Below are 26,740 nucleotides of genomic sequence, written 5' to 3' on the forward strand. Positions count from 1 at the left end.
ACCCCTTTACAGATTAATCGGTTTAGACAGCACCTGGTCTATGATACCGTATGCTTTTGCCTCTTCCGCTTCCATGAAGAAATCCCGGTCAGTATCACGTTCGATTTTTTCGAGGGGCTGACCCGTACGCTCTACATAGATTTGATTCAGCTTAGCACGTGTTTTGATAATCCAGTCCGCATGAATCAGCATATCGGAGGCTTGCCCTTGAATGCCACCGAGCGGCTGATGGATCATGACTTCACTGTTGGTAAGCGCGTATCTCTTGCCTGGCGCACCCGCTGTGAGCAGCAACGAACCCATACTTGCAGCCATGCCTACACAGATCGTCGATACGTCCGGCTTAATGAATTGCATTGTATCATATATACCCATGCCCGCAGTTACAGAACCGCCTGGCGAGTTAATGTACAAATTAATATCCTTCTCTGGATCTTCCGCAGAAAGGAACAATAGCTGTGCAATGACGAGATTGGCGACATCGTCATCAATCGGGCCACTTAGGAAAATAATACGATCCTTAAGCAACCGCGAGTAAATATCGTAAGATCGTTCTCCTCGATTCGTTTGTTCCACAACCATAGGGACGAGACTCATCACGACCAACCTCTTTTCTTTATTAAAATGAACACCTGTATTCATCAGCTTCCTTATGTCCCATTAAAACGGAAGCAGCAAGCATGAAACGTGAACACCTTACAAAATATTTTAACATGTTCAGAGTCTCGTGTCATATTTGCATGCGCTCATATATGCAGTGCGGGCTGTTTACAGTACACTCTGCCGAGACCTTCTCATATTTAACCATGTTTCGTATGTATGTGCAAATATACGGTAGTGACTTATGTAAAACAAAAAAACACGACTCACAGCACTTTCCATAAACGACTAAAATTTGGGTTACCAAAGGTAAAAATAAGGCACGTAACTTTCACTACGTGCCTTATCCCTATCTAATTGCTACGTTGCAGCTTGTTACAGCATACTCCGTATATTTTATCGTCTGAATTACTCAGCAGCTTCAACTGGCGCTTCTACTTCTTTGCTGTTTTCCACCAACAAAGCAATCGTTTTGCGCAGTGAAATTTCTTCTTTCAGGTTAGCGAACGAGCCGTTACCTTCCAGAATGCTGCGGATTTCTTCAACTGAACGTTTGTAAGCTTCAGCCATGTTTTTCAGTTCTTCATCAATTTCCGCTTCGGAAACTTCGATGTTTTCTGCTTTAGCCACTTGCTCCAGCACGAGGTTGTTACGTACGCGCTTCTCAGCATCAGCTTTCATTTGCTCTTCCAGGTCTTCCTTGCTTTGACCAGAGAATCCAAGGAACATTTCAAGGTTCATACCTTGGCTACGCAAACGGTTGTCGAAATCGCGAACCATGTTTTGCACTTCGCTCTTCACCATTGCTTCAGGAATGTCGATTGTTGCATTCTCAGCAACTTTCTCCACTACAGCACCCTCGCGAGCTGCTTTAGCTTCGTTTTCCTTACGATCCAACAATTGCTTTTTCAAGTCTTCCTTGAATTCAGCCAGTGTGTCAAATTCGCTTACATCTTTAGCAAATTCATCGTCCAGTTCAGGAAGAACTTTGCGTTTCAGTTCGTGAACTTTCACTTTGAATACCGCTTGTTTGCCAGCGAGGTCAGCAGAATGGTAGTTCTCAGGGAACGTTACTTCAACGTCCTTGGAATCGCCAGTGTGCAAACCAACCACTTGCTCTTCAAAACCAGGGATGAATGTGTTAGAGCCCAGTTCCAAAGAATACTTCTCGGCTTGTCCGCCTTCGAACGGTACACCGTCCACGGAACCGTCGAAGTCAATAATAGCTGTATCACCGGATTGAGCAGCATCTTCATCAACGACAACCAATTCAGCATGACGTTGTTGCAGGCGCTCCAGTTCTTGAGCCAGTTCTTCGTCGCTTACTTCGAGTTTGCTTACAGGCACTTCTACGCCTTTGTAATCGCCCAAAGTTACTTCAGGTTTAACAGTAACCTTCGCTTTGAACTTGAAAGATTCGCCTTTAGCAAATTGATCAATTTCAACGTCAGGGCTGTCAACCGGGAAGATGTCCGTTTGCTCTACAGCTTGGCTGTAAGCTTCTGGCAACAGGATGTCAATTGCATCCTGGTACAAACTTTCAATACCATAGCGTTTTTCAAAAATAGGACGTGGTACTTTACCTTTACGGAATCCTGGTACACTTACTTGTTTTGCCACTTTATTAAAAGCTTTGTCGAGTGCAGCGGCTACACGATCCGCGTCAACCTCAACTTCAAGAACCCCAAGGTTCTTCTCTATTTTCTCCCAAGTTGCTTTCATTTTATGCTTTCCCCTCCAACAAAATCTTCACTTAGTTTTCATTACAATCAACGCACACAAAATAACCACTATAGTATATCTAACATTACTGTCTTTTTCAAGAGCAGCCCTTTGAATGCTTCACAGGTAAACGTTTCCGGTCATTAAGGAGTGTTCATTCCCGCCGCTACGAATAGTCGCATCGACCGATACGCCTGCTCAAAACGGAAGCGCAACGCATCTGTAATACCATATATAGCACGGGTTTCTTCCTCATTATTATTTCCGTTCAAACTTTCCGAAACTGTCTGGTGGAGTGCTGCAGCCCAAATATCCGGCATTCCGTCCTCTTCCACCAACATTGATCTATAATCTTTCGTACCGTATACTGCCATCACAAACTGTGACCACAGCTCCTGTGCAAAATAGAATAGTGTAGGCTCGTGCACCTCAGTCTGATCAGCCACCCGTTCCAAAATACGCATAATCGACTCTGGAAAATCACCTGGCTGTAACGGAACCGTTTCAATGTCGATTTCCGCTTGTTCATCACCCCGTCTGATTTCTATCGTCCCTTCCATTCCGCGTCGTCGCATGGTCTGTAGAACACGGAATTGAAGTAACGGATGGATTTCCCGTTCCGTAATCCAGCGAAGCAAGGCATCGTCGATTTCTGGCAGTTCCAGATAGGACAACTGCTCCAACGCTAAAATCGTCTGTTCGGATAAGGGTTCATCCATAGCCATCCGCAACAGCTTGTTGCCGTAGCCTGCATCCTGCTCCTGCTTAAAGCGTGCATGACGGCGAGCTAACTCTACTTCACTGACTTCTTCTTCCACAGCGTCCGTTACCGCTCCGCTGTCAGCGTACTGTGGAAATGCAGCTTCCAGCCATTGTAATAGAGCGTTCCATTCATCGTATTGCTTCTGCTCCTGTCCCTGACACTGCATTAAAAAACGCAGCATCGCCATCGCCTCTCCGTAACGTTCGTTTTCAAGCATCACAGTAAGTTGAATTTGATAATAGTCCAGTGTCTTCGGAAACAATACAATATTATTTTCTTTTGTCGTCACCTTGGAGTCCTTTATTCAAGGCACCCCCTCTCCTTCGCAAGCTCAAGTATTTGTAGATTATATGAGAAACAGTAGCCGAAGTCCAACCACTCGTCTTACACATATTCACCTGTATTCTAACATACCCTTTTATAAGGCAAAAAAAACTACTTCTACTCAGAATTTATGCTGTATAAAGCTTAAATAAGCGATATATGCAAAATAAGACTTGAATTTCTTTTGTCCATATGTTATATTAATATTCGCTTGAATTTTATGTCCCAGTAGCTCAGCTGGATAGAGCAACGGCCTTCTAAGCCGTCGGTCGGGGGTTCGAATCCCTCCTGGGACGTCATAACAAGAAGCTTCCATAATGGAGGCTTTTTTTGTTCTCATGAGATAAACCACGGGGGAACGTCGGGCCATCGGCATCGTTAGCCTATAATTCGTAGTCGACCATAGGGGAGTTCTCTCCTGATATATTACACCAAAAAAAGCTTCCGCAAGGGAGCTTTTTTTCATTATAAATAATGTAGAAAGAGTAGTCTGCCCAACGCTACTTTAGGCACTGATTTCAAGTCTCTACTCTTTCAAAAAAACGCAGAAATTGCTATCATCTATCATGTTGCACCATTTTTAAGTAAAGGAGGTAAACTGACTCCCTTGACTACGAATAAACTCCAAAAATCGCGGGAAATTCATCGTTTTGTTGCCACTTTGCTTTCCATATTAGGTACTGGATTGGGTATGTTTTATCTCGTCATTCCTTCCTATATGATTGGAGGAGCGGCTCTTATCATCACACAGGGAATTCTGATCTATTTTACAATGTTTTCTCTCGGATACCTGCTTATTATCTCGGGACCGTTGGCCATTTTTTTTCACATTTTAGGCATTGTTTTTACAGTACGATCTTTTCAAATTCCACACCATGCGGAGAGAGCACCGACGGGTGTATCCTTGCCTTCCAAATGGCGCACTTTACTCAGTCTCGCTTTGGGAGCTACACTTCTACTTCTTGCAGTCACAATGAAATACGTAGATATTATCGAGCCTTTTACACAAACAGGTGAAAATAAACGCAACGTAGCCGCAGAATCAGAGCAATATCTTGAGCAGAAATACGGAGAGGACTTTCAAATTCAAAATATTAGCTATCATAGTATTCCCTCCACTGAATATACCATGGAGGCGATCTCTAATCGTCATCCTTCCGTCCTCTTTAACATGACTAAGCGTCCTTATGAGGATGTCCCATTTAGAGAAAATTATCTTAACACCCTTTGGGAGAGCCAACTGGACATGAAACTCAAACCCGTTATACAGAAGCTTTACGATGATTCAGCCGCTGTTCATTCTGGGGTGCAAGAAGGGACTACGGATAAAATGATCAAAGAATACGACGATTTTAAACTGAATCCCGAAGCGGTCGGCGATCAGTATATTCGTATAATTGTATTCGAGGATCTAACTGACTCAGGATTGCCATTGGAAAAAGAACGGGTATTACAAACCGCGAAAGTTCTCAAGACAGTGTTGGCCGGAAATAAAGCCTCATTAGATATCGAATACTTCCCTTCGACTATGAATACCAAACGAAACCTTAAGGCAATAGAAATAAACGATTATATGTTTGGTCAGGACCATTTTGATGAAAAGACCTATGAAGTCCAGATAGAAGACATTTATAAGCTTATGTCAACAAAGGATATACAAATCACATCGCTTGACCGCGTGAATTAGCAAGGAGATTAATCAAATGAAATTAATATCTTGGAATGTAAATGGCTTAAGAGCCTGTGTGACCAAAGGGTTTTATACTTATCTAAAAGAAACAAATGCCGATATTTTTTGCGTACAGGAAACGAAACTTCAAGAAGGTCAAATCCTCATGGAGAACATGGAGGAATACACACAATACTGGAATTATGCTGAGAAAAAAGGATATTCCGGTACAGCTATTTTCACCAAAATCAAGCCGCTCTCTGTGCATTATGGACTTGAAGAAAATGAAGAACCGGAGGGCCGAACCATTACTCTGGAATTCGAAAAATTTTATCTCGTCAATGTGTACACACCGAATACCAAACGGGACTTATCCCGACTGCCCTACAGACTGGAATGGGAAGACCGTTTTCGCAGCTACCTGCAACAATTGGATGCTTTGAAGCCTGTCATCGTTTGTGGAGACTTGAACGTAGCTCATCAGGAGATCGACCTCAAAAATGCCAAAGCTAACTACGGAAATGCTGGATTCACGCCTGAGGAGCGGGAACGCATGTCACAGCTGCTAGACGCCGGATTTATAGATACCTTCAGAACCTTTTATCCTGACCGGACGGATGTTTATTCCTGGTGGTCCTATATGCCGAAGGTGAGAGAAAGGAATATCGGCTGGCGGATTGATTACTTCCTCGTCTCGGAGAGACTTCGTCCGCTTTTGATGGATGCGAGCATTGATTGTCATATTACAGGCAGTGACCACTGCCCTGTGATATTGGATTTGCAAGATATTTCAGCATAGGTCCCCCCTGCCCTGACACAAGGATTTATGAAATCTTAAAAAGCCGTTATGCTCTGTTATGGCAGCATGACGGCTTTAATTCATGGAGCTATGTCCCCAAATATACCTCGATACGGGAAATCAAGCGATCTCTCACATCTTGCGCTTCTTTTTGATCTAATACAGCCTGGCTTATCGTCTTCTTTTCGCCACTGGCGTAATGCAGTACATACTGGGTCACTATGCATTTCGGTGCATAAGTATCCTTGCGATCCGTATTAAAATAAGTCACCTGGCAGCTTCCGAGAAAACAGAAAGATAACTCACCTGTAGCTGTAAACAGCCAGCCTGGCAGCCTGGGCTCCAGCTTCAAGGATAGGCCCTGATGATCATAGCCAAACGGTTGCCCGCCCGTCATCATCCATATCCACATATGGATAAATTCTGCCGTAGATCCGCTCAGCCTCGCGATATATCCCGTTCCATGCAAACTTGCATCAGGATTAGCACTGCTAGCAATAAATGAGCTGTTCTCCAACGTGCTTCTTCCGTAGACCTCTGGGTCCATAAAAGGCGGCAACGCTTTTTTGATGTCTGAAAAAAATTCAGTGTATAGACCCGCCCTTAAGCATTCAAGTAAATATTTATATTCCATATGCATAAATATAGATTCATTTTCCAGCCAACCCGGCGTAAAAGCTCTGGAACGACCGAGTTCAAACGGCTGCTCTTCCAGACTTTCATTCACCTTATACATGCCCAGATTTCTGTCGTAAAGCCCGCTCTGCCTGATTTGCCGATACAGCTTCTGCCCATTTACATTGTCGCCTACCACTTTCATAGCCCGGGTCGGTCCCTCTAGGAAATATGGTGTATCTTTACGTTCGAAGGAATGTATGTTTACGAATTTGCCCCCGCAGTCATCCTCCTGTACCTCGAATTCTCTGGCTTCATAATAAAAGAAGGTTGGGTATATCCCCTCACCGATAAGCAGAGCCTTATCCATCCCCTGTTGGAGTTTACGTTCAGCCTGGCGCAAAAACACCAGCACATCATCAAATGCTAGTGGTGTTTCTACCCCTTCAAATCCAAAACGAATTGATTCGCGGTACGCTTCTCTAGCATCCGAAATCCGTGACCAGAAGCTGTAATCCTTGCTTTCATCCCTGTAATCAGCCTCATCAGAATCGTGGTAGTATTCCTCTATTGTGAGCCTCAGCTGTTGGATCAAGTTAGCAACTTCTCGCGGCAACCGTAGCACAACATCGCCCGAAAGCTTCACCTGTGCATTTATTAAAAATCTTACAAGTCGGTGTAATTCACACAGTTCACTGAATCCAGAAGCAAACAGCCCCGGAAGTCCGTTCATGGAATCATTCCATCCCGGCTTGCCCGCCTCCATCTCAATTCCCAAGCCCTCTGGGTCCAGCGTGGACAGCTTGATGGCTGCCAATGACAGCAGCTTTTCATATAAATTGGACTTATAAATCTCTCCGCTTCCATGTTCGGTTCGAACCCAATGAACATCGCGATCCCGGGCGTGCAGCTGAGCTTCTTTCTCCTTGCTCTCCACGACCGCCCTGTACTGACGGATACGTCCGTCCTTCATCTGCACGTATTTGTTTTTACGTGGCTGTACCCATGCCGGACTGTCGTAATACATGTACTCTCGGGTCGCGAGCAAGAGTTCCTCTTGTTTGTCTGGATAGATACTTAGATAACTTTCGATTAAATCCATGTTATATGTCCAATGGTCGATCCAGAATCCTTCACCAAAATCAGCCTCATAGCATTGCTCGGAATGCTTGAGAGCTTCGGTTACAAACGTCTCAACCGTTTGCTTTAGCGCGATGTTATCATGAATGATATGTTGAATCAGCTCACCCGGGGTGAACGACGATCGGAAAAAAGCACGCAAAGACAAATGATCTGCCACCTCCACCTGTCCCAGCAACGGTTCCAGCTCTCGTATTTGAAAGCTACACCCCTTTACAACAAGCGGATTATAGCCGTCCGGCTGAATCAGGCTCATAAACAAACGGATATTGAAATCTCCTATGCCGGGGTTAAACCACACATCATTTCTCCGGTTCTGATTTGCATCGCGAAAATTACCATTTCCTTGAGAATAATATCCCGCCTGGAGCTTAAAGAAATTATAGTCCCGTTCCAGATCCCCATGCTTGCGTGAAAATACATGATATACAAATGGTTGCTCGGTGCCGTTGTCCAGCAACAATGGATAACCACCACGTAACAGGTTATCCAGATAGTTCTGACGGCAATATTCGTCAAATAACGGAATGGATGTCCGCGTTGCCATTTCATCCGTCAACTCTTCGATCAACGCTTTGGCTTCCTCCGCCTTCCGCTCGATATAAGGTATGGTCGCAATTTCCGTAATCCGTTCATTGATAGAGTGAATATCATTCACATGCCCGATGATCGTACAGTGATTGACGGCAGTACCTGCCGCTAGTCGTGCTGTGTAGCCACTAAATCCACAAGGCACTTTATTCGTCGTCACAGGCTGCTGTGAAACCAAGTCTTCGACGCGTGTTTGGATAAAGCGATCCGGGAAGGTCAGTGCCGTATTTTCACCAAATATTACGGACGGATCGACAATTGGACTCAATAGCCTGGTCTTGCCCTCCTCCTCCACAAAGCTGTACATAAAATGTCCCGCTTCAATTTGATGAATCTCACTTGTATCTGCTGTACTTCCACGCACCTTATAGTAAGGAATGCTATTGTTGAGATTATACACATCCATCCAGCTTTTCAGTGTATGTCCAAGCTCCTTGTATGCCGCATTATCAATACCGAAGGGCAGCACGGCAGGCATGCCGTCCAGCACCTCCAGTTCAAGCTCTTGAGCGGAATGATTGACAATCTCCACCTTGCGCGCCAAAGCAGCGTAACTTTCATGAGGAAGTGTGAAATATTGCACACGCACCTCAAGCCCTGTGTCTGGATTAGAGCTGTGTATTTCCAGCATATGGCGGGATATCAGCATTTTTTGCTGTTCACGCTCCACAGGATGCACAGCCGAAAATGGCTCCACATAGCTCCACTCCCCCTGCATCTTCACCTTTAAAAACGTTCGAAAGCCATGTATCGGCACGAGACTATAGCTGCGGTTGGCCGGAAAAAACTCCATGATTGCTCCATTCTTATCCTCCACACCAAAGCTCGCAATTCCTTGTCCACGATTAACATAATACGCCCACAGCGGAATTCCCTGAACACCAGCAATACCGGGTAGAAAACTGGAAAAGGGCTTGGCCTGCGCATAATTCTCAATCACAAAACGTCCTTGATCGTCAAAATAATACTGCTGCATCGTGCACCCCTTTTCTATTTAAAACCCGTTATTCGCCATCACTTGCTTGAACCACAGCGCACTTTGTTTGGGTGTCCGTTCCTGCGTGTCGTAATTGATGTGTATAATACCAAAACGTTTGCTGTATCCCCAGGCCCATTCAAAGTTATCGAGGAATGACCAGACAAAATAGCCCTTAAGCTGACCTCCCTCCCCAATAAAGCGATGGCATGCCTTTAAATGTTCCTCAATGTAATACTGACGTCCAATGTCCTCAATCTTTCCATTCACCAGTTCGTCCTTCATCGCTGCTCCGTTTTCCGTAATCAGGATGGGTAATCCCTTGGAAAAATCCTTCTCAATCCGCGTTAGCAGCTTATAAAAGGATTCAGGGTGAATCTCCCATCCCATATCCGTTACCGGTTCCTCTATGGAAACCTGCTCGACTTGAAGCAACGAAGCGTCTGAAGTCGCTCGAATGATACTGCGGGCGTAGTAGTTGATGCCCAAAAAATCCCCTGGCTGCTGAATCAGCTCCATATCACCAGGCTGTACAAAATCCAATCCATTCAAGTGCGCCCCGTACCATTCCACCATATCCTCAGGGTATTTCCCGTTAAACAATGGTTCGGCAAACCATCGATTAATAAAACCATCCCGCCGGACAGCAGCGGCTACATCTTCGGGGTGTTCAGAGGCTGCATCGACATGCTCCATGTTCAGCGTAATACCGATGTTGCCCGTCAGTCCCTTTTCCTTGTGTAAGTTCATGGCTATCCCGTGACACATCAGAATATGATGAGCGGCAGTAAAGGCTTCCCTCCAGTTCTCATGGCCGGGGGCATGCTCTCCTGTGCCATAGCCCAAAATAGAGGCGCAGTAGGGCTCATTTATCGTATTCCACCAGCTTATACGTTGTCCAAATCGATCCATGATTACAGAAGCATACGTTTTAAAATGTTGGATAATCTCTCGCTGCGTCCAACCGCCTTCGTCCTCAATCCACTGCGGTAGATCCCAATGATACAGCGTCAGCATTGGAATTAGCCCGGCCGACTCAATCTCATCCAGCAGACGCTCATAGAAGAGCAACCCCTGTTCGTTAACCACGCCGGGTGCGGGAATAATGCGCGGCCAGCCCACGGAAAAACGGTAATGTAAAAAGCCAAGTTGCTTCATTAATTGCACGTCTTCCTTAAAGCGGTGAAAATGGTCACAAGCCACATCTCCGCAGTCCCCTCCTATCACCTTCCCGGGTGCTCGACAGAAAGTATCCCAAATAGAAGGCGTTCTTCCTTCCTCATCCACGCCACCTTCAATTTGATAAGAAGAGGTCGAAGTTCCCCACATAAACGTGGTGGGGAATGTATAGGTATTCTCACTCATACTCGGTATCATCCTTTCAGGAATCAAGACTTCACAGCTCCGGCCATTGCACCGCCGACAATAAAGCGCTGGAGGAAAATATACAAAATAACGAGCGGTAGTGTAACAATCAGAATGCCGCAAGCGAGCAGCGGCCAGTTGTTCATGTATTGTCCGTAGAAGGAGAACAATCCCTTGGTCACTGGCTGATAAGCAGGATCAGACAAATAAATAGTAGGACCTATAATGTCATTCCACGCCCCAATCGCTGTCAAAATAATGCCTGTTGCCAACACCGGCTTCATCAGCGGGACAAGAATTGTAAACAAATATCGTGAATATCCGCACCCGTCCATGGCAGCCGCTTCATCCAGCTCTCGGGAGACAGACTTGATATACCCCACAAACATCAGAAAAGCGATGCCGGTACCTGTTGTTTTCAGCAAAATAAAACCAAGCTGGGTATTGTAAAGTCCCAGGCTATTAATGAGAGCAAATTGCGGAATCAGCGGATTCGGGAGATACATGGATATCAGGAAAAACACATAAAAGAAGGTGCTGTACTTAACGTATCCCCGCGCCAGCGGAAAAGCCGCAAACACGGATATAATCAGCGTTAATAACGTAGATACGCCTGTATACAAAATGCTGTTCCACATGTATTGAGAGAAGTTTCCTTTTTCCCAAGCATCCATGAAATTCTCCAAGCGTATACTCTTGGCTAGAGCTACAGGGTCCATCAGATACTCACTTTGAGTCTTCATCGATACATTAAAAAGGTAGAAAAGCGGGAACACATACAACGAAAGCATGAGCAGTACGATAATGTAGCTCAGTATTTTGGCTCCTTTGGTACTGCTCATTACATTTCCACCTCTCTTCTACGTAAGTAATACAGGGCAATCATAGATACCGTAAACACGAATACGAACTGGATCATAGCAACTGCGGAAGCAAGGCCGTAATCTGACGTCCCAGTACCAAAGGCAGTCGCATATACATCAAACGCAAGTGTCGTCGTGTTGAATTTACCACCTGTCAGCACATAAATAATGTCAAAGGTCTGCAATGCGCCGATAATGGACAGCAGCATATTGACGGTAAAGGAAGGAGCAATCATCGGAAAAGTAATATTTTTGAACGCTTTCCATCCAGAGGCACCGTCCATATACCCTGCTTCGTATAAGTCACTGGGGATAGATTGGAGTCCGGCTAAGAAAATAGTCATCGAGTAACCCATGTACATCCAAATTTGCACAAAAATAATTAACTCAAATGCAATATCGTAATCCCCGAAGAAGTTGGAGCTGGTTCCAAAAAAGTTCATCAAGGCTTGCGCAGGACCCCCAAGCGGATTGGCAAGCAGTTGCCAGATCAGGCCGGATACCGTTACCCCGAGCACAACCGGCAGGAAAAATACAGAGCGATACAACATATCCCCTTTGAGCTTTTTATTAATAAGGATGGCCATGAACAGCCCTACTGCATTTTGAATCACAACCACCGCTACGGCAAAATATAAGGAACGGCCAATGGAAGCGATGCGATCTCCAGAGTCGGAGGAGGTGAAAAAGGTCGTGTAATTCTCGAATCCGATAAAATGCCACGTCTGCCCCGGAACCCCGGTAGCATCTGTAAAGGAAAAAAGCACGGTTACCATAGAGGGTCCAAAACCAAGAAGCAAATAGAGCAGCACCGGAATACTCAGCAAAAGATAGGGCATTATCCGTGCCGCACCCTTTCCGAAGGGATACATGGGTCTCACACCTTTTTACATTATTATGGGAGCTTTGCAGTTGCCCATTTGTTTTCCTGTAAAATCTATAGATTTATTTAGGGGCTGCCGCATCCCAGTCTGCCTGAGATTTCTGGGCAAGCTCCAAAGGCGTCTTTAACGGACCGGCAGGTGCCAAAAATTCCGCATGTACGCTGGCTTCCTTAATGTACTGTCCAACATTCTTACGATTGATAAACAACTGATCCCAAGAGAGCTTGAAGTTTTCCAGTGAAGGCTGGATTTCATTAACAAAGTCGCTGCTTATCTTCACATCAGACTGTGTTGGCAAAAATCCAGCAGCGTTTACGAAATCGGTATAGTTCTGCTTCTCGGAGAGCATTTCAAGCCATTTGATCGCATAATCCTTGTTTGGCGATTTATCCAATACCAGCCAGGTCATATCGTACTTGCCTGCTAGATTTTTATTTTTGGCAGGATCATTACTACCTGGAATTGGGAAATATCCAAATTTCAGCTCTGGATTGGCTGTCTGAATCGTAGTTGCATCCCACGTACCATCCGCAATCATAGCTACACGCCCTGAAGCAAACAAGCTTGGCAAGGTTCCATAGTCAATCCCCATAAATCCACTAATGGCGTTGTTCATCAAAACTTGTGTTTTTTCCAGCACTTCAAGCTGGGCGGGGTCTGTCAGCTTCGTCTTACCTGTCCACAGCCCTTTGATATATTCCAGCTGATCATCATGGATAGAGGCTTGAAGCCCTTGGACAGCAAGGTTAATAGGCCATACATCCTTACCGCCAAAACCAAGCGGTTCTACCCCATTATCCTTGAGCACCTTCATCACATTCACCAGTTCGTCCCATGTCGTCGGCACAGCAAGATTATATTTTTCAAAAATCTCTTTGTTGTAAAACAGACCTGTCAGGGCCACCTTTCCCATGTTTACACCATATACTTTGTCGTTGTAGGTCATGGCATTTTTGACATCTGTAGGATTATAGTTTTTGATAAAAGCTTGATCCGACAGATCTGCAATGAGTCCTCCCTCAATCCACTGCTTCCACATCGGATCAGCTGCTCCCTTAGACCATTCCTGCGGTGCGCCTACGAAGCTGAATTTCAAAGGAATAATGTCTGCATCACCGGTTGAACCAGCATTCATACGCGTTTGCATCAGTTGATCATACGTTGAATCAGCAGGAACCGTCGTATACTCCACCTGAACATCGGGATACTTCTCTTCAAACTTTTTATTAAATTCCTTTATATAGTTATTAATATTTTCTTGCTGCCAATGAATAATCTTTAACGTGACCTTTTTATTCCCGTTCTGTCCAGCTTCACCACCTTTGCCGCAAGCAGCCAATACCACTATTAAAGCGGTTACAATAAGTAAAGAAAAACACTTTTTCAGCATTGCAAAAGTCCCCCCTGTAATCTTAGAATAAATGCATCCACTTTACGAAAGCGGTTTAGTTAATTACAGCTACTATTATGTATCGGATAGCCTGTATTTGTAAATAGAGATTTGTAAATTATCAAAAAAAACACAAATTATCGTTATTACTCTTTAAAATATTAGGAAACATCCTTTATTAGCACGGTTGACTCACTTCTATGAGGTAGCATAGAATACGAGTAATCATTAAGTTTGAAAAACAAAGTGAATTTAACTAAATCAGTTTAGTTGCGGAGGATTCCATGAATATAAAAACAATAGCTAGGATGGCAGGCGTTTCAGTAGCAACGGTTTCGAAAATCATTAACAATTACACAGACATCAGTGAGGAAACCCGGCAGCGGGTACTTAAAATCATGGAGGAAACAGGCTATAGACCCTCCTCCTCAGCTAAAACGCTTGCTACCAAAAAATCTAATCTGGTAGGCGTTATATTTGCTGGCAAGCTGAATGTTGATTTTAGTCATCCTTTTTTTGTAGATATCATTAATGTCTTCAAAAAACAGATTGGCTTGCTCGGTTACGATCTGCTGTTTTTTTCAAATGAGAAATTTCTGGATAATGGAGAGGACTATTTGGCACGCTCGAAATATTTTTCAGTGGACGGATGCATTATTATTGCTGGAGATGAAGTGGAGAAGAGTGTTTTTGATCTCGATGCCAGCCCTATCCCCTGTATCGGTGTCGATATTGAACTAACCGGAGCCAGTTCTTGCTACATTATGTCCGACAATCAGAAGATTTCAATGAAGGTTGTTGAGCACTTTTACATGAATGGATACCGCGACATGGGTTTTATAGGCATTGAACGCCCCTCCTTGGTTATTAAAGAGAGAGAGGAAGCCTTTATCGCCTCACTAAAACGGTTTAGTCTTGACGTTAGACCTGAATGGGTCGTGTATGGTAAGGACTACGCGGCAGAAGATGGATACCAGGTCGCGAAGGCGTGGATACAGCAAGGAAATTTACCAAAAGCTATTTTTGCGGCGACCGACCTGCTTGCTTTTGGTGCCATACGTGCTTTCAAGGAAAGCGGCTTGAGGGTACCCGAGGATATTGCTGTAGTGGGATGTGATGATATAGAAGCCTGTCGTTATACCGAACCTCCACTGACGACTGTAAAACAAGACAAGCAAAAAATAGGCCGTCTAGCCGCTATGGTGCTATTTGACCTGATGAATAAACAAATGGATACGAAATGTATTAAAGTAGAGCCGGAACTAGTCATTCGTAGCTCCTGCGGAGCCCGGCAACATTGGAACCATACGAAGGCCAAGAGTTAGCACATGCCTAAAAAAAGATGACTCCTGATAAATTCAGAAGTCATCTTTTTGCAGTTTAATATTCAGAGACCCATCGCTTATCTATTACTTGTAGGCCATCGTCGCATTCACAGCCTTTTTCCAGCCTTTATACAAGCTTTCACGTGTTGCTCCATCCATATTCGGGGCAAAAGAGGTTTCCACTCTCACCCGCTTGCGAAGTTCATCCGTACTCTTCCAATATCCAATAGCCAAACCTGCCAGACATGCAGCTCCCAGTGCCGTCGTCTCATGGATAACTGGCCGCTCCACTGTTGCATCCAGAATATCGCTCTGGAATTGCATCAGAAAATTGTTCAATACAGCTCCTCCATCCACCCGCAGCAATTTCACTGCAATACCTGAATCAATCTCCATGGCTGTAAGCACATCCTTGGTCTGATAAGCGAGTGACTCCAATGTGGCGCGGATAAAATGCTCCTTCGTGGTCCCGCGTGTCAAACCGAACATCGCTCCGCGCACCTCGCTATCCCAGTAGGGGCTGCCCAGTCCGACAAAAGCGGGTACAAGATACACTCCTTCCGTAGACGAAACACGGGCGGCATAAGGTTCACTGTCCTTCGCTTCACGGAACATACGTAGCCCGTCTCGCAGCCACTGGATCGCCGACCCCGCTACAAACACACTCCCCTCGAGTGCGTATTGCACTTTGCCTTCCTCCAGTCCCCAAGCGATGGTCGTAATCAGGCCGTGCTTGGATTCCACTGGTTGATCCCCCGTATTCATCAGCATGAAGCAGCCTGTGCCGTAAGTGTTTTTGATCATCCCTTTTTCGTAACATGCCTGACCGAACAAGGCTGCCTGCTGGTCACCTGCTGCACCGGCGATTGGTACATTCTGACCAAAGAAATGATAATCCACGGTGTGCGCATATACCTCGGAAGAAGGTCTTACCTCAGGTAGCATGATTTTCGGAACACCCAGAATGTCCAGCAGCTCTTCGTCCCACTTTAGTTCATAAATGTTGTACATCAGCGTCCTGGCTGCATTGGAGTAGTCCGTTACATGTGCCGTTCCGCCGGATAGTTTCCAGATCAGCCACGAGTCAATCGTACCGAATAACAGGTCACCTCGTTCTGCCTTTTCCCGAGCGCCCTCCACATGGTCCAGTATCCACTTTACTTTAGTGCCTGAAAAATATGGGTCGATCAACAGGCCTGTTTTGCTGTGAAACAGCTCCTCGTGCCCTTGCCGCTTCAATTCTTCACAGATGTCCGAAGTTTGGCGTGATTGCCATACGAGTACGTTATACACGGGCACTCCTGTATTTTTGTCCCATACAGCCACCGATTCTCGCTGATTGGTAATGCCGATGGCAGCCACTTGATTTGCTTTTACACCGGATTCGGAAAGACAGGAGGCAATGACTCCGAGAATAGAGCTCCAGATTTCATTCGCATTCTGCTCTACCCAGCCGGGATGAGGAAAATACTGCGGAAATTCTCGCTGAGCCGAGTACACTACATCTCCTTCGCTATTGAACAAAATTGCTCTTGAGCTTGTCGTTCCCTGATCTAGTGACAAAATATATTTTCCCATTGTTCATCTCTCCCCGTGTAAATCCATCGTTTTTACGCTGTAAGTTTGTGATCCATTTTATGATTTTTATAAGTTCGACTCATACGGAAGGTAATCAAGAGTACAACCACGATGACCCCTAATAAAATCCAGAACGCCGGAGTCACACTCCCCTTAAAAACGGCCTGATAAAATGGCCCTGCGAAAGATCCCCCCAATAGCGGTCCTATAATGGGCACCCATGCATATTTCCAGTTGGACGTCCCCTTACCGGGAATCGGTAGTAAATAATGCATCAGACGCGGCCCAAAATCCCTCGCTGGATTGATGGCATAGCCCGTTGTGCCTCCAAGGGATAAACCGATACTGACAACTAAAAAACCAACAATCAGCGGTTTCAGGCCGTCTGTAAATGAATTGGCGCCAAACGACAGTAAAGCAAGAATAAAGATGAAAGTACCTATCATTTCACTAAGCACGTTGCCAAACGGATGATCAATAGCTGGTCCTGTCGCGAATACACTGAGTTTGGCTGCTGTGTCCTCCGTCTCTTTCCAGTGGGGCCAATAATGCAAAACGACGATGATCGCACCCGCCATGGCCCCGAGAAGCTGAGCCACAATATAGCCGGGAACATCTTGCCATGGAAAACTACCCTGAAATGCCAACGCGAGTGTAACTGCCGGATTCAAATGTGCCCCACTGATTTGACCCACTGCATACACCGCAATAGCTACCGCAAGCCCCCAGCCCATTCCGACCACAATCCAGCCGGAAGCGTGGGCAAATGACTTTTTCAGGGACACCCCTGCGCACACTCCGCCACCTAGGGCAATAAGAATCATTGTCCCTATGAATTCGGCTGCGTATGGCGACATACAACCTACCTCCTCAATAGATCATCCGATTTTGATCGCTTTCATCGCACAAAAAAAGAAAAACCATCACAAATCAACCCTGTGCTGTACCATGGGATGTCTGCGTGGCTCTCTTGTCTCCGTCACGATTATTAACTTAAATTTGATACTATATAAGCATGTAAGCGATGTCAACTGCGGATTTACGTCTTTTCATAGCTTAAAATAATCGTTGACCATGTTAGATTCTCCGATCTATGATGTAAAAAAATGGTTTAATATAAGGATTTCAAGATGAATACGACACTCCCAAACTCGATGAAGAAGGGAAGAATGTTATGCTGAAATTTCTGCAAAAAATCGGCAAGTCGTTAATGCTTCCAGTAGCCACTCTACCCGCTGCAGGGATTTTGCAAGGATTAGCCCTGATTAATTATGAAACGGATATACCGCTTGGTCCTGGAGTTGGCGGATTTCTGAATCATTATGTCACACCTTTTCTGAACGAGGGGGCGGGGGCTATCTTCGGTAACCTTGCGCTCATTTTCTCCATTGGTGTTGCCATTGGTCTGGCAGGCGACGCAGTAGCCGCATTATCGGCAGTCATTGCCTATATGGTGCTGACCCATATTTTGGCGGCAGTGCCGGGTATATTTGCATATATTCCAGACGACGTCAAGCTGGATATGGGCGTATTGGGTGGTATTTTTATCGGTGGATGGTCTGCTTTTCTGTTTAAAAAATATCATAATATTCAGCTCCCGGATTGGCTTGGCTTCTTCTCAGGCAAACGTTTTGTCCCCATGATTACCGCCTTCACGACCATGATTCTGGCCATTCTGCTCGGAATGATCTGGAGTCCGGTACAAGATGGGATTGCAGCCTTCGGCAACTGGATTGTCGGGTTTGGCGGAATCGGATCAATGGTATTCATGATTGCCAATCGGCTGCTGATCCCGCTCGGTTTGCATCATGTACTAAACTCAATCGCGTGGTTTCAGATTGGTAACTATACGAATGCAGCTGGCGAAGTTGTTCATGGTGACCTGACCCGTTTCTTTGCAGGCGATAAATCAGCTGGTCTATTCATGTCCGGTTTCTTCCCTATTATGATGTTCGCTCTCCCGGCAGCCGCTCTCGCATTCATCCATACGGCTAAACCGGAAAAACGTAAAACCGTCGCTTCCATTTTCATCGGTTCTGCGCTGGCATCGTTCCTGACCGGAATTACCGAGCCCCTCGAATTTTCGTTTATGTTCATTGCACCATTACTTTACGGCGTTCATGCTCTGCTGACAGGCCTGAGTGGCCTGGTCGTATACCTACTGGATGTCAAACTCGGCTTTTCTTTTTCAGCAGGACTCATTGACTATTTGGTCAATATGAAACTCTCCACTCACCCTTTGCGAATGATCCCGGTCGGGCTTGTCTTCGCCCTCATCTATTACTTTCTGTTCCGATTCATCATTCTCAGATTCAACCTAAAAACTCCTGGGCGTGAAGACGATGTAGAAAACAGCCTCCTTTCGGATACAAACCAATCCATATCCATTGAAAAGCCAGAAGTCCTATCTGACGGCCAAGCAAGCTATGCTGGGAAAATACTGACTCAGCTTGGCGGTTCGGGCAATATCGAAAGCATCGATGCATGTATTACACGGCTGCGGCTGATTGTCAAAGACGACCATGCTATAAACGACCAAGCCCTCAAGAAGCTTGGGGCGTCGGGAATCATCAGGCTTGGTAACGGTGCGGTGCAGATCATTTTCGGTACCCGGTCCGAAACGCTGAAAGATGAAATACAGCGGTTGATGTAAGTAAGCTCATGTTCGATAAGCTCTTGAATTCCTCCGATGCTTCTTTACACAAAAAGGGTATCTCTTCAATCATCGAGATACCCTTTTTGATTGCCGTCAATCTGCCAATAACTTGGATACACCTAAATTAAAGTGTCATATACAGGATGTTACATGTAATGTTTTCTTTTAAGCACTTATCTTAGTGATTGATGCTGTGCGCTCTTTTTTGTTTTAAGAATAACCGTTCACGACATACCTTTACCTTAATCTGCGCAAAGGCATAGACGACGCCGAAGGAGCAGGCCACAGTCGTCAGATAAACCAAAAGCAGCGCCATAAAGAAAGGAAGCTGGCCTATCAAGTCACCGAACAAGCGCAGCACGATGACCAGAATGAATACGTTCGCTGTAAAGGCCCGGTACGCGTAAGTCGAGAACCATTTGTAATAGGGAAGTGAACAGGAATCCACGCTGATCAAATGCCTTGCTAGCATGTAAATCAGGAAAATCCCTACCAAACTGTACAAGGTCATGGACGGCTTCAGATAAATCAGATTACCAAATGACATATCCTCGAATCCAAAGCTGAAAAATTCGTGATTTGTCCAAATGAGAATAAGCAGCATTACCGGAATGAGTATGAACTGAATCCGGCGAAGCACTCCGTCGAATTGTTTCTTATATACCCAAGCGATTCCACCTAGTAAAGCATAAATAAAATAACTGACGAAAAAGCGGTCAAGGTAACGCAAACTAATCGCATATGCTCCTTGGAATACGAAGGTATCGTACATCCATAGCCACGCTCCAAAGATCACGAAGCTCACAATAAGCAGCGGAATGACCCTCGAAGGCTTAGCCAGATATTTGTAGCAGATGAAAATAAGGACAGGCATCAGCAATTGAAATTGCAACATCATCACCGTGTACCAAAACTGTGATGATGCATTACCGAGCACAAATGACTCGATGAACGTCCAGAATGATGTAACGTGCTGATTAACCTGAATTTCCGGGAAGAAAATTAAGCCAGCCGTTGCCCACAGAAAATAAGGAATCACGAGCTCACCGAATTTTTCCTTGTAAAAATGGGATACCTTGGTATGCTGATTATTTTTCACCATCCCATATACGATGGCAAAAATAAAGACTGGTGCAGTATACTTTACTATATTGAAAATAACACCTAATAAGGCTAGGTCATCATTAGTGTGTGCATACTTCAGAAACATTCCCAGAACGCTCTGCAAGATCGCTCCGCTGACGGCAAACACCTTTAAGATGTCGCTTTCATTAATATTAACTTTTGGGCCGGTAGTGTTTTCCATAATACGCACTTCCCCTTTGAGAGCTTATGTTTGCATACGTCAAATGGTCGTGCATTCCTCCCCTTTGCCGTTGGTATAGTGCATCCATCATTGCCAAGGATTGCGGACGAGCTTGGGGCCCGAAGAAGTTCGCAGTACCACAGTGCTGGCCCGTCTCTCAAGAATTTCGCGCAGGACGTAGGCACCGTCTCTTGTCTCCAATTGAATATCAATTCGAACATCCAGATGCTCCAACTTGTGCACAAGTCTTTCAGCTGCTGTATAATCAATAGCCTCAGAACCATCTATAACAAGGTCAAGATCACTCGTTTCCTTCACAGTGGGGTATTGCGTCACTATTTCGAACCCCGTACTTCCCACTGGTCCCCAGCGCCAATCCAGCATGATTTCTGCTAATAAATCTATCACCTGCAGGACAGGCTGTTGCCGTCTCGTTGCAGATAAAGAGTTCCACATCTGATGCTCCGCTATCGCATAAGGAGATACGAGCTGGCACACGCCCTCCGGGTCAAGCAAGGCCGCTTCCCGTTGATTTCGCTCCTGTCCACGTACTCCGACGGGAATACAACCATTCGCCGACGGCTCATCTCGGCGAACAACCACAAAGGGGGTCCGCCTCAGCGAGGCGGTAACCCACTCCTTGTCTTCATTTAAGGAGAGATATTTCAAATTGGACACTTCAATCAGATCATGTGGACTAATTACCATTGCTCCAAAAGCGCATGTCGAACGTTACGGGTTGCATTCCGCCCGCCCGCCATAGCTTCTTTGGTCTGCAATCGGAAGCTAAGGTCGCGAGGCGCTCCTTTCGTACTCTCGATAGCCTCGGAAATAGTCCTTTCCACGATGGCTACATCACTGCTCTGTGGATCGTCTGCATGGATACCGCTCAGCATCTGATATAATGCCCCCAGAGTACTGTAGCTACGAACGTCGTAGGCCATAGCTGGAACTTTCTTGGTAGCTTCATCAAGCTCGGCAATCGTCCGCTTGGTAATTCGAGCAGCAGAAGCCTTGGACATGGCCTGAATATTGACCTTGCTGTCATCCAGTGCAATCAAACGATTCGATTGCAGCCCATGCGCGAGGAAGCCTCCGGAAATCGCGTTACCGACGATCACACCGATGACCGGATGACCTTCTAATCTAGCGGTTGCGTAAGCATCTGCACTTGCAGCGAGGGCAAGGCTGATACCGACCATTTCTTCCTTATAGCCATAGGCTTGACTCGGTACATCGATGATGGCAATGATCGGACGTTTGGTTTCTTTTTTCTCATCTTGATGGATTGCATCCCTGATGATTTGAGCCACCGTCCAGCCTTCAAGCATACCGACCTCGCCGTTTCTGACACGCGGGAATCGGTTGGAGGCATCCGGAACGATGGCGACATATCTGCACAATTGCCCGTTCTTTTCCACGTCGGCCGCAAGTACTGAAGGAACATCGCTGACTGGGTGAGCAATGCCCGTCAAGCGAGAGAACCAGCGATAACCTCTACTGTCCGAAATGTCGGCCGCGCCCTCTTTTGCCAGCGGGACAGGCTGCTGCACAGGCTGTATCTGCTTGTAAAATTCGCGATAACGCTCAGGTGTCCAAGGTTCTGTAGGATCAAGATTGCTTAACAGGGTCAGATAGAAATCGATTTGCTCTGTTTTAGCAGGCTTCGCCGGTGCCTTGAGCGCAGTATCAATCGCTTCGATAACTGCATACGTCGTATCTTCCACCATTTCGTCAATCAATCCGGTTTGGAAGCGCTGGTTGGCTCCGATTGTGTTCCAAATCAAGGCTTTGTCGCTTGAGTCGAACTCCATAACCCCTGCTTCCTGCTCAATGACCTCCGGCCCGTTCAGACCGAGGCGCGCTTTCTTCGTAGCAATCAGAGTGGTAAACAATTCGGCAGTAATGGACATTCCCCCAAATGCCCCTACGCGGCCCGGGATCAGTCCGATAACAGGAACGTATTTACGCAGAGCAACGATCTGGGTGGCAATCTCCGAAATCGACAACAACCCGTAGTTCGCTTCCTGTAGCCGAACGCCCCCTGTATCGAAGATCATGATGGGATACAGTTTGTTTCCTCTCTCATTCGCTTCCAGTGCCAGTTCGAGTGCTCCGGAAATTTTGGCTCCGCTGACTTCTCCAATACCCCCTCCTTGAAAAGCGCCTTCCATCGAAATGATCAAGACCTTCTGTTTGCGTATTTCGCCAAGAGCCAGAATGATCCCGTCATCGCTCTGAGGAACAATGCCTTGCGGCTCTAGGTGGGGGGATTGGATTTTGTCCAACGGCCCAAGCATCTCACGGAAAGTCCCTTCGTCCAGCAACGCTTTGGCTCTCTCGCGTCCATTCAGCTCCACAAAACTATTCTGCATAGTCAAGCACCTCCAACACTTGCGTAAATCTAAGCATGACTACACCCGGAGTAGCTCCGAAGTCATGAACTGTAATATTGGCAGTAATCGGATAACGGTTAAAAAAACGAGTCAGAACATTCTCCCATACTTGTCCAAATCCTTCACTGCCTGTTAAAATGCTAACGTTGGCGGTCTGGCCTTCCACAGGCTCTACAATAATCTCCAAATCCCCCGAACCGACAACACCGATATGTGCCGGCTTGCGGATGGGCTTCGTAGTCTGGTATTGAAACTGTAATTTTTCCATCCTTCAGAAACACCTCCAATTAAAAGTATCAATCGATAAGAAATAATGTGGCAGCTAGCAGGTCGGCACTGCCTCCGGGTGAGAGTTGTCTAACATTGCAATACTCGGACAAGCGGTAGAACAGCTTTCTGCCCGACTGGGTTCTGAATCCGTCTGCTGCAAGGACCGCTGCGGACATTCTCTGAATCGCCATCAGATCCGTCAACTGACCGCGGTGCAGGATGCAGGTATCATCCACACTTGCCATCAAGGCCAGTAAAGCTTCTATGCGTGCTTCCACCTCTGTCTTCCCACAAGCCCTGGCGCGCAGCAAAGCAGGCAAAGCTTCGTCCCGGATGTGCGGAAAGCCTAACTTCGCTTCTTCCTCTGCCCCCACTACCGCGTATTTCTTCTTAACCGATTGTCCATTCGTCTGCTGCACCGGGCGATACCGGTCATGGAACGATGCAATTCTTCCTGCAATGCTCATAATCTGATGTGGGTCCCGTTCCCTTGGAAAGGCTGCCTGTGCACTCGTTAAAAGCCCCAGCGCCCAAATGGCGCCCTTATGTGTATTGACACCATTCGTCGCCCTGAGCATCACCTTTTCGCCTTCCCGCCCGATTAGAGCGATCTGCTCGCGCAAGGTCTGGTCCACAGGGTGAAGGTATGACACATTGGCTATCTCCCGAAACGTATCCTCCAATGCTCTTGCGGATGCAAGCATAAGATCGATGGACATATCTGTATGAGAGCCATTGTCTCTGGCATCGACAAGTCCAGGCTTGGGCGTAAGAAGAGCCTCTTCCACCAGTGCCTTTACAGCTTTGGCAGCCAGAGAAGCCGCGAAGGCAGAATGATTCAACGTGAGCATGACTTTAAGACCAGCTCCGGAATTTAGCCGGTGGATCATACAATCCGTCTGACCAATCTACGAGGTCGTTAATCGTCTGTGCTGCCAGCATCGAGCGCTTGGCTTGTCTGCGCATGATCCCAAGATCCTCCGGATAGGCCACGATCCCTCTGTCACGCAACAGGCTTACATCGCTCTCATTACTTTCCATTCCTAAAGGTGTTACGCCTCCGATTGCCGCGAGAGCCTGCTTTCTCTCCTCTATACTGTCTGTCTTGTAGAGGTATGCAATGCCTTCCTCGGTGAGGACGTGGGTGACATCATCCCCGTAAATCATGACCGGCGTAATGGCGAGGCCAGATTCATCCTTCACCTTGATGGCATCTAGCGAATCCACAAACACTGGCTTTTTGTTGGCACCGTAGGTTTCAATCATCTGCACGACCAATTTCCGGCCTTTGGAGAGTTCCGTCGGGCGCTCGATCATGTCAAGCCAGGCAGGCGTCGCATGTCGCCGTCCCCGAGGATCATGCCCCATATTCGGTGCTCCTCCAAAACCGGACAGTCTGCCGGAAGTAACGGTAGACGAATTGCCTGCACTGTCCATTTGTAGTGTTGATCCGATAAACATATCTACAGCGAATTGGCCTGCAACCTGACACATTGCGCGGTTGGAGCGCATAGATCCGTCCTTGCCGACGAAGAACACATCTGAACGAGCCGCAATGTATTTCTCCATACCGACCTCGCCTCCAAAGCTGTGAATGCTTTCGACCCAACCGGATTCAATCGCCGGAATCAAAGTCGGATGCGGATTCAGGGCCCAATGCTTGGCAATCTTCCCTTTCAGGCCAAGCTGTTCACCATAGGTCGGCAGCAGAAGCTCAATCGCTGCAGTATTAAAGCCAATGCCGTGATTAAGCGACTGCACCTGATGTTTTCCATAAATGCCCTTGATTGCCATCATCCCCATCAGAATTTGCAGTTCAGTAATATTCTGCGGATCACGGGTAAACAGTGCTTCCAGTGCGTACGGTTTTTCGGCCTGTACAATGACGTCGACCCAGGACGCTGGAATATCGGTTCGCGGCAGCTCGTCCACGATTTCGTTAACCTGCACGATCACGATCCCATCCTTGAAAGCGGCCGCTTCCACGATCGTCGGAGTTTCTTCCGTATTGTTTCCGGTGTACAGATTGCCCTCGCGATCTGATTTGTCTGCCGCTACCAGCACCACATCTGGAATAAGGTCAATGAAGAGACGTCCGAACAATTCCAAATACGTATGGATGTCACCGAGCTGAAGCGTCCCATCATCAATCATTTGCGCAACACGCAGGCTTTGGGAGCCACTGTAGGAGAAGTCCAGCTTCCCGGCGATGCCTTTCTCGAAAATATCCAAATGCTCGGGTCTTGAAATGCTGGACATTATCATATGCAGGTCATGCACCTTGCCAGGATCGACTTCCAGCAGCTTCTGGGAAAGGAAAGACGCTTGCTTCTGGTTATCTCCTTCCAGGACGACCTTCGCACCTGGATCAATTAGCGCCTCCATCAGATCGACAATTCGGGAGGAGTCGATATATTTTCCGTCCAGCCACTTTTCTACCTTTCCTAACTTTTCCTGCTTTTTATCACGTTTTTGTGACCAGGATCGTAGTACTTTATTCATTCTTCTTGCTCCTTCCATTTTCTAATCAGATACTGAGTCGCTTCCAGACCGATCTCGTCTACAGCCATTTGCCGGGTATCCTTGTGGGCTTGCTTGACAAGTCTGGAAAGCGTATGGCCCGGTGGCATCTCGATGAAACAGTCAGCTCCCGATTCGACGCAGACAGCCGCCATATCCATCCACCGGACGGGATATGCTACGTTTAGGGCAAGGTCCTCCGCGATTTTTTCCTTGGATGTCGTCTTTCTGCCTGTATGATTCACCAAATATGGTATTTGAGCGTCCCGCAAAGAAAAAGTTTGTATTTTCAGCAATAGCTTATTGGCTACCTCTGACATCAGCGGGGAGTGTGAAGGAATCGGAACCTTCAGAAGCACCGTTTTAGCAGTCCCAAGCTCTTTCACATGCATAAATGCTTTATTTAACCCTGCCAATGATCCAGATACAGCGATTTGCTGCTCTGCGTTTATATTCGAAAGGTAGACTGGCGTCGCCTCGCTATGGGAGAGAATCACGGCTTGTTGAACCTCTGCCTTCGTAAGCCCAATAATCACACCCATTCCATAGCCTTCAGGGAAGGCTTCTTCCATCAACCGGGCGCGGAGCCATACGATCCGAAACGCATCCTCGAACGAGAGAACTCCCGCGATGACCGCCGCAGGAAATGCACCAATGGAATGCCCTGCCACGAATTGGGGCCGGATACCCTGCTCGATCAACTGGTAGGCTATTGCAGTCTCCTTAACGAAGAGTGCCGTCTGAATCCAGACCGTTGAGCCCATAGCCACCTCATCGTCACGCAGTTCAGTTCCGATGATACTTGTTGCCTTTTTCACATACTCGGGCACATCTTGGAGCATTCCAGGAACCTGTGACCCCTGACCGGGAAATGTAAAAACAATGTTCAGAATCTCACCACCTCTTGCGGATTCATCTTCTTTACATAGTTATTGTAAGAAGTGAACAAATACCTGTAAAATATATATATTCACATATAATCGATAAC

The 26,740-nt window shown here is 46.5% G+C and carries 21 protein-coding genes and 1 tRNA gene; 5 read left to right on the top strand and 17 right to left on the bottom strand.

The genetic code is table 11. The annotated features are described in order from the left end of the window. Positions 1-6: 6 nt before the first annotated feature. From clpP to T3H97_RS19845, 3 genes are all read right to left on the bottom strand, one after another. Entirely contained in the window at positions 7-597 is a 591-nt protein-coding gene (clpP, locus tag T3H97_RS19835; RefSeq protein ID WP_016324659.1) for an ATP-dependent Clp endopeptidase proteolytic subunit ClpP, read from the bottom strand. 411 nt (positions 598-1,008) lie between these two features. Then, the gene (gene tig / locus T3H97_RS19840) at positions 1,009-2,322 is read right to left on the bottom strand and encodes a trigger factor (protein WP_028541569.1); all 1,314 of its coding nucleotides are present in this window, start codon (positions 2,320-2,322) and stop codon (positions 1,009-1,011) included. A gap of 143 nt (positions 2,323-2,465) precedes the next feature. After that, entirely contained in the window at positions 2,466-3,374 is a 909-nt protein-coding gene (locus T3H97_RS19845; protein ID WP_013311626.1) for a hypothetical protein, read from the bottom strand. A gap of 257 nt (positions 3,375-3,631) precedes the next feature. Here T3H97_RS19845 and T3H97_RS19850 point away from each other — a divergent pair. The 3 genes from T3H97_RS19850 to T3H97_RS19860 all read left to right on the top strand — a co-directional run bounded on the left by T3H97_RS19850 (position 3,632) and on the right by T3H97_RS19860 (position 5,877). Next, a tRNA-Arg gene (locus T3H97_RS19850) sits at positions 3,632-3,705 on the top strand. Positions 3,706-4,016: 311 nt separating this feature from the next. After that, positions 4,017-5,096, top strand: a complete 1,080-nt coding sequence (locus T3H97_RS19855; RefSeq protein WP_328800643.1) for a hypothetical protein — start codon at positions 4,017-4,019, stop codon at positions 5,094-5,096. Between the two features lie 16 nt (positions 5,097-5,112). After that, complete coding sequence (locus tag T3H97_RS19860; RefSeq protein WP_328800644.1) at positions 5,113-5,877, top strand: exodeoxyribonuclease III; 765 nt, start codon at positions 5,113-5,115, stop codon at positions 5,875-5,877. A gap of 88 nt (positions 5,878-5,965) precedes the next feature. On the opposite strand, the gene T3H97_RS19865 is transcribed toward T3H97_RS19860, so the two are convergent. The 5 genes from T3H97_RS19865 to T3H97_RS19885 all read right to left on the bottom strand — a co-directional run bounded on the left by T3H97_RS19865 (position 5,966) and on the right by T3H97_RS19885 (position 13,701). After that, a complete protein-coding gene (locus tag T3H97_RS19865) occupies positions 5,966-9,199 on the bottom strand; it encodes a cellobiose phosphorylase (protein ID WP_328800645.1) in 3,234 nt (1,077 codons plus the stop codon). Between the two features lie 18 nt (positions 9,200-9,217). Next, the gene (locus tag T3H97_RS19870) at positions 9,218-10,564 is read right to left on the bottom strand and encodes a GH1 family beta-glucosidase (protein ID WP_328800646.1); all 1,347 of its coding nucleotides are present in this window, start codon (positions 10,562-10,564) and stop codon (positions 9,218-9,220) included. Between the two features lie 23 nt (positions 10,565-10,587). Further along, positions 10,588-11,406, bottom strand: a complete 819-nt coding sequence (locus T3H97_RS19875; RefSeq protein ID WP_103050151.1) for a carbohydrate ABC transporter permease — start codon at positions 11,404-11,406, stop codon at positions 10,588-10,590. Beyond that, positions 11,406-12,299: a carbohydrate ABC transporter permease gene (locus T3H97_RS19880; RefSeq protein WP_103050150.1), complete on the bottom strand. Its 894-nt coding sequence runs from the start codon at positions 12,297-12,299 to the stop codon at positions 11,406-11,408. The genes T3H97_RS19875 and T3H97_RS19880 overlap by 1 nt, the downstream gene beginning before the upstream one ends. A gap of 73 nt (positions 12,300-12,372) precedes the next feature. Next, positions 12,373-13,701, bottom strand: a complete 1,329-nt coding sequence (locus T3H97_RS19885; RefSeq protein WP_103050149.1) for an ABC transporter substrate-binding protein — start codon at positions 13,699-13,701, stop codon at positions 12,373-12,375. A gap of 284 nt (positions 13,702-13,985) precedes the next feature. On the opposite strand from T3H97_RS19885, the gene T3H97_RS19890 reads away from it, so the two are divergent. Continuing rightward, on the top strand, positions 13,986-15,026 hold the full coding sequence (locus tag T3H97_RS19890; protein WP_328800647.1) for a LacI family DNA-binding transcriptional regulator: 1,041 nt from the start codon (positions 13,986-13,988) through the stop codon (positions 15,024-15,026). Between the two features lie 84 nt (positions 15,027-15,110). Here the strand turns inward: T3H97_RS19890 and glpK are convergent, their stop codons facing one another. Then, positions 15,111-16,604, bottom strand: a complete 1,494-nt coding sequence (gene glpK / locus T3H97_RS19895) for a glycerol kinase GlpK (RefSeq protein ID WP_328800648.1) — start codon at positions 16,602-16,604, stop codon at positions 15,111-15,113. 32 nt (positions 16,605-16,636) lie between these two features. Further along, on the bottom strand, positions 16,637-17,461 hold the full coding sequence (locus T3H97_RS19900) for an MIP/aquaporin family protein (RefSeq protein WP_328800649.1): 825 nt from the start codon (positions 17,459-17,461) through the stop codon (positions 16,637-16,639). 317 nt (positions 17,462-17,778) lie between these two features. On the opposite strand from T3H97_RS19900, the gene T3H97_RS19905 reads away from it, so the two are divergent. Continuing rightward, entirely contained in the window at positions 17,779-19,257 is a 1,479-nt protein-coding gene (locus tag T3H97_RS19905) for a PTS transporter subunit EIIC (RefSeq protein WP_328800650.1), read from the top strand. A 181-nt stretch (positions 19,258-19,438) separates the two neighbouring features. Here the strand turns inward: T3H97_RS19905 and T3H97_RS19910 are convergent, their stop codons facing one another. From T3H97_RS19910 to T3H97_RS19940, 7 genes are all read right to left on the bottom strand, one after another. After that, positions 19,439-20,566 carry an acyltransferase family protein gene (locus tag T3H97_RS19910; RefSeq protein ID WP_328800651.1) on the bottom strand — a complete coding sequence of 376 codons (1,128 nt, stop codon included), beginning with the start codon at positions 20,564-20,566 and terminating at the stop codon, positions 19,439-19,441. A gap of 87 nt (positions 20,567-20,653) precedes the next feature. Then, positions 20,654-21,274, bottom strand: a complete 621-nt coding sequence (locus T3H97_RS19915) for a malonate decarboxylase holo-ACP synthase (RefSeq protein ID WP_328800652.1) — start codon at positions 21,272-21,274, stop codon at positions 20,654-20,656. After that, positions 21,268-22,941, bottom strand: a complete 1,674-nt coding sequence (mdcD, locus tag T3H97_RS19920) for a biotin-independent malonate decarboxylase subunit beta (protein WP_328800653.1) — start codon at positions 22,939-22,941, stop codon at positions 21,268-21,270. The genes T3H97_RS19915 and mdcD overlap by 7 nt, the downstream gene beginning before the upstream one ends. Beyond that, on the bottom strand, positions 22,931-23,230 hold the full coding sequence (locus T3H97_RS19925) for a malonate decarboxylase subunit delta (protein WP_250240129.1): 300 nt from the start codon (positions 23,228-23,230) through the stop codon (positions 22,931-22,933). Before T3H97_RS19925 ends, mdcD begins: the two co-directional genes overlap by 11 nt. Positions 23,231-23,258: 28 nt before the next feature. Beyond that, on the bottom strand, positions 23,259-24,083 hold the full coding sequence (locus tag T3H97_RS19930; RefSeq protein WP_328800654.1) for a triphosphoribosyl-dephospho-CoA synthase: 825 nt from the start codon (positions 24,081-24,083) through the stop codon (positions 23,259-23,261). 4 nt (positions 24,084-24,087) lie between these two features. Further along, complete coding sequence (mdcA, locus tag T3H97_RS19935) at positions 24,088-25,734, bottom strand: malonate decarboxylase subunit alpha (RefSeq protein ID WP_025721461.1); 1,647 nt, start codon at positions 25,732-25,734, stop codon at positions 24,088-24,090. Further along, on the bottom strand, positions 25,731-26,594 hold the full coding sequence (locus T3H97_RS19940; RefSeq protein ID WP_328800655.1) for an ACP S-malonyltransferase: 864 nt from the start codon (positions 26,592-26,594) through the stop codon (positions 25,731-25,733). The genes mdcA and T3H97_RS19940 overlap by 4 nt, the downstream gene beginning before the upstream one ends. Between the last annotated feature and the right edge of the window lie 146 nt (positions 26,595-26,740).

The organism is Paenibacillus sp. LX16 (assembly GCF_036252815.1).
In the GTDB taxonomy this organism is placed as follows: domain Bacteria; phylum Bacillota; class Bacilli; order Paenibacillales; family Paenibacillaceae; genus Paenibacillus; species Paenibacillus polymyxa_B.

What these genes read in the sequence shown, in the direction of transcription:
- T3H97_RS19870 (WP_328800646.1), bottom strand. Translation starts at nt 10,564, where the DNA reads ATGAGTGAGAATACCTATACATTCCCCACCACGTTTATGTGGGGAACT.
- T3H97_RS19905 (WP_328800650.1), top strand. Translation starts at nt 17,779, where the DNA reads ATGCTGAAATTTCTGCAAAAAATCGGCAAGTCGTTAATGCTTCCAGTA.
- T3H97_RS19925 (WP_250240129.1), bottom strand. Translation starts at nt 23,230, where the DNA reads ATGGAAAAATTACAGTTTCAATACCAGACTACGAAGCCCATCCGCAAG.
- mdcA (WP_025721461.1), bottom strand. Translation starts at nt 25,734, where the DNA reads ATGAATAAAGTACTACGATCCTGGTCACAAAAACGTGATAAAAAGCAG.
- clpP (WP_016324659.1), bottom strand. Translation starts at nt 597, where the DNA reads ATGAGTCTCGTCCCTATGGTTGTGGAACAAACGAATCGAGGAGAACGA.
- T3H97_RS19865 (WP_328800645.1), bottom strand. Translation starts at nt 9,199, where the DNA reads ATGCAGCAGTATTATTTTGACGATCAAGGACGTTTTGTGATTGAGAAT.
- T3H97_RS19940 (WP_328800655.1), bottom strand. Translation starts at nt 26,594, where the DNA reads ATGCTCCAAGATGTGCCCGAGTATGTGAAAAAGGCAACAAGTATCATC.
- T3H97_RS19860 (WP_328800644.1), top strand. Translation starts at nt 5,113, where the DNA reads ATGAAATTAATATCTTGGAATGTAAATGGCTTAAGAGCCTGTGTGACC.
- T3H97_RS19900 (WP_328800649.1), bottom strand. Translation starts at nt 17,461, where the DNA reads ATGTCGCCATACGCAGCCGAATTCATAGGGACAATGATTCTTATTGCC.
- T3H97_RS19930 (WP_328800654.1), bottom strand. Translation starts at nt 24,083, where the DNA reads ATGCTCACGTTGAATCATTCTGCCTTCGCGGCTTCTCTGGCTGCCAAA.
- T3H97_RS19910 (WP_328800651.1), bottom strand. Translation starts at nt 20,566, where the DNA reads ATGGAAAACACTACCGGCCCAAAAGTTAATATTAATGAAAGCGACATC.
- T3H97_RS19890 (WP_328800647.1), top strand. Translation starts at nt 13,986, where the DNA reads ATGAATATAAAAACAATAGCTAGGATGGCAGGCGTTTCAGTAGCAACG.
- T3H97_RS19880 (WP_103050150.1), bottom strand. Translation starts at nt 12,299, where the DNA reads ATGTATCCCTTCGGAAAGGGTGCGGCACGGATAATGCCCTATCTTTTG.
- T3H97_RS19885 (WP_103050149.1), bottom strand. Translation starts at nt 13,701, where the DNA reads ATGCTGAAAAAGTGTTTTTCTTTACTTATTGTAACCGCTTTAATAGTG.
- glpK (WP_328800648.1), bottom strand. Translation starts at nt 16,604, where the DNA reads ATGGGAAAATATATTTTGTCACTAGATCAGGGAACGACAAGCTCAAGA.
- T3H97_RS19875 (WP_103050151.1), bottom strand. Translation starts at nt 11,406, where the DNA reads ATGAGCAGTACCAAAGGAGCCAAAATACTGAGCTACATTATCGTACTG.
- mdcD (WP_328800653.1), bottom strand. Translation starts at nt 22,941, where the DNA reads ATGCAGAATAGTTTTGTGGAGCTGAATGGACGCGAGAGAGCCAAAGCG.
- tig (WP_028541569.1), bottom strand. Translation starts at nt 2,322, where the DNA reads ATGAAAGCAACTTGGGAGAAAATAGAGAAGAACCTTGGGGTTCTTGAA.
- T3H97_RS19915 (WP_328800652.1), bottom strand. Translation starts at nt 21,274, where the DNA reads ATGGTAATTAGTCCACATGATCTGATTGAAGTGTCCAATTTGAAATAT.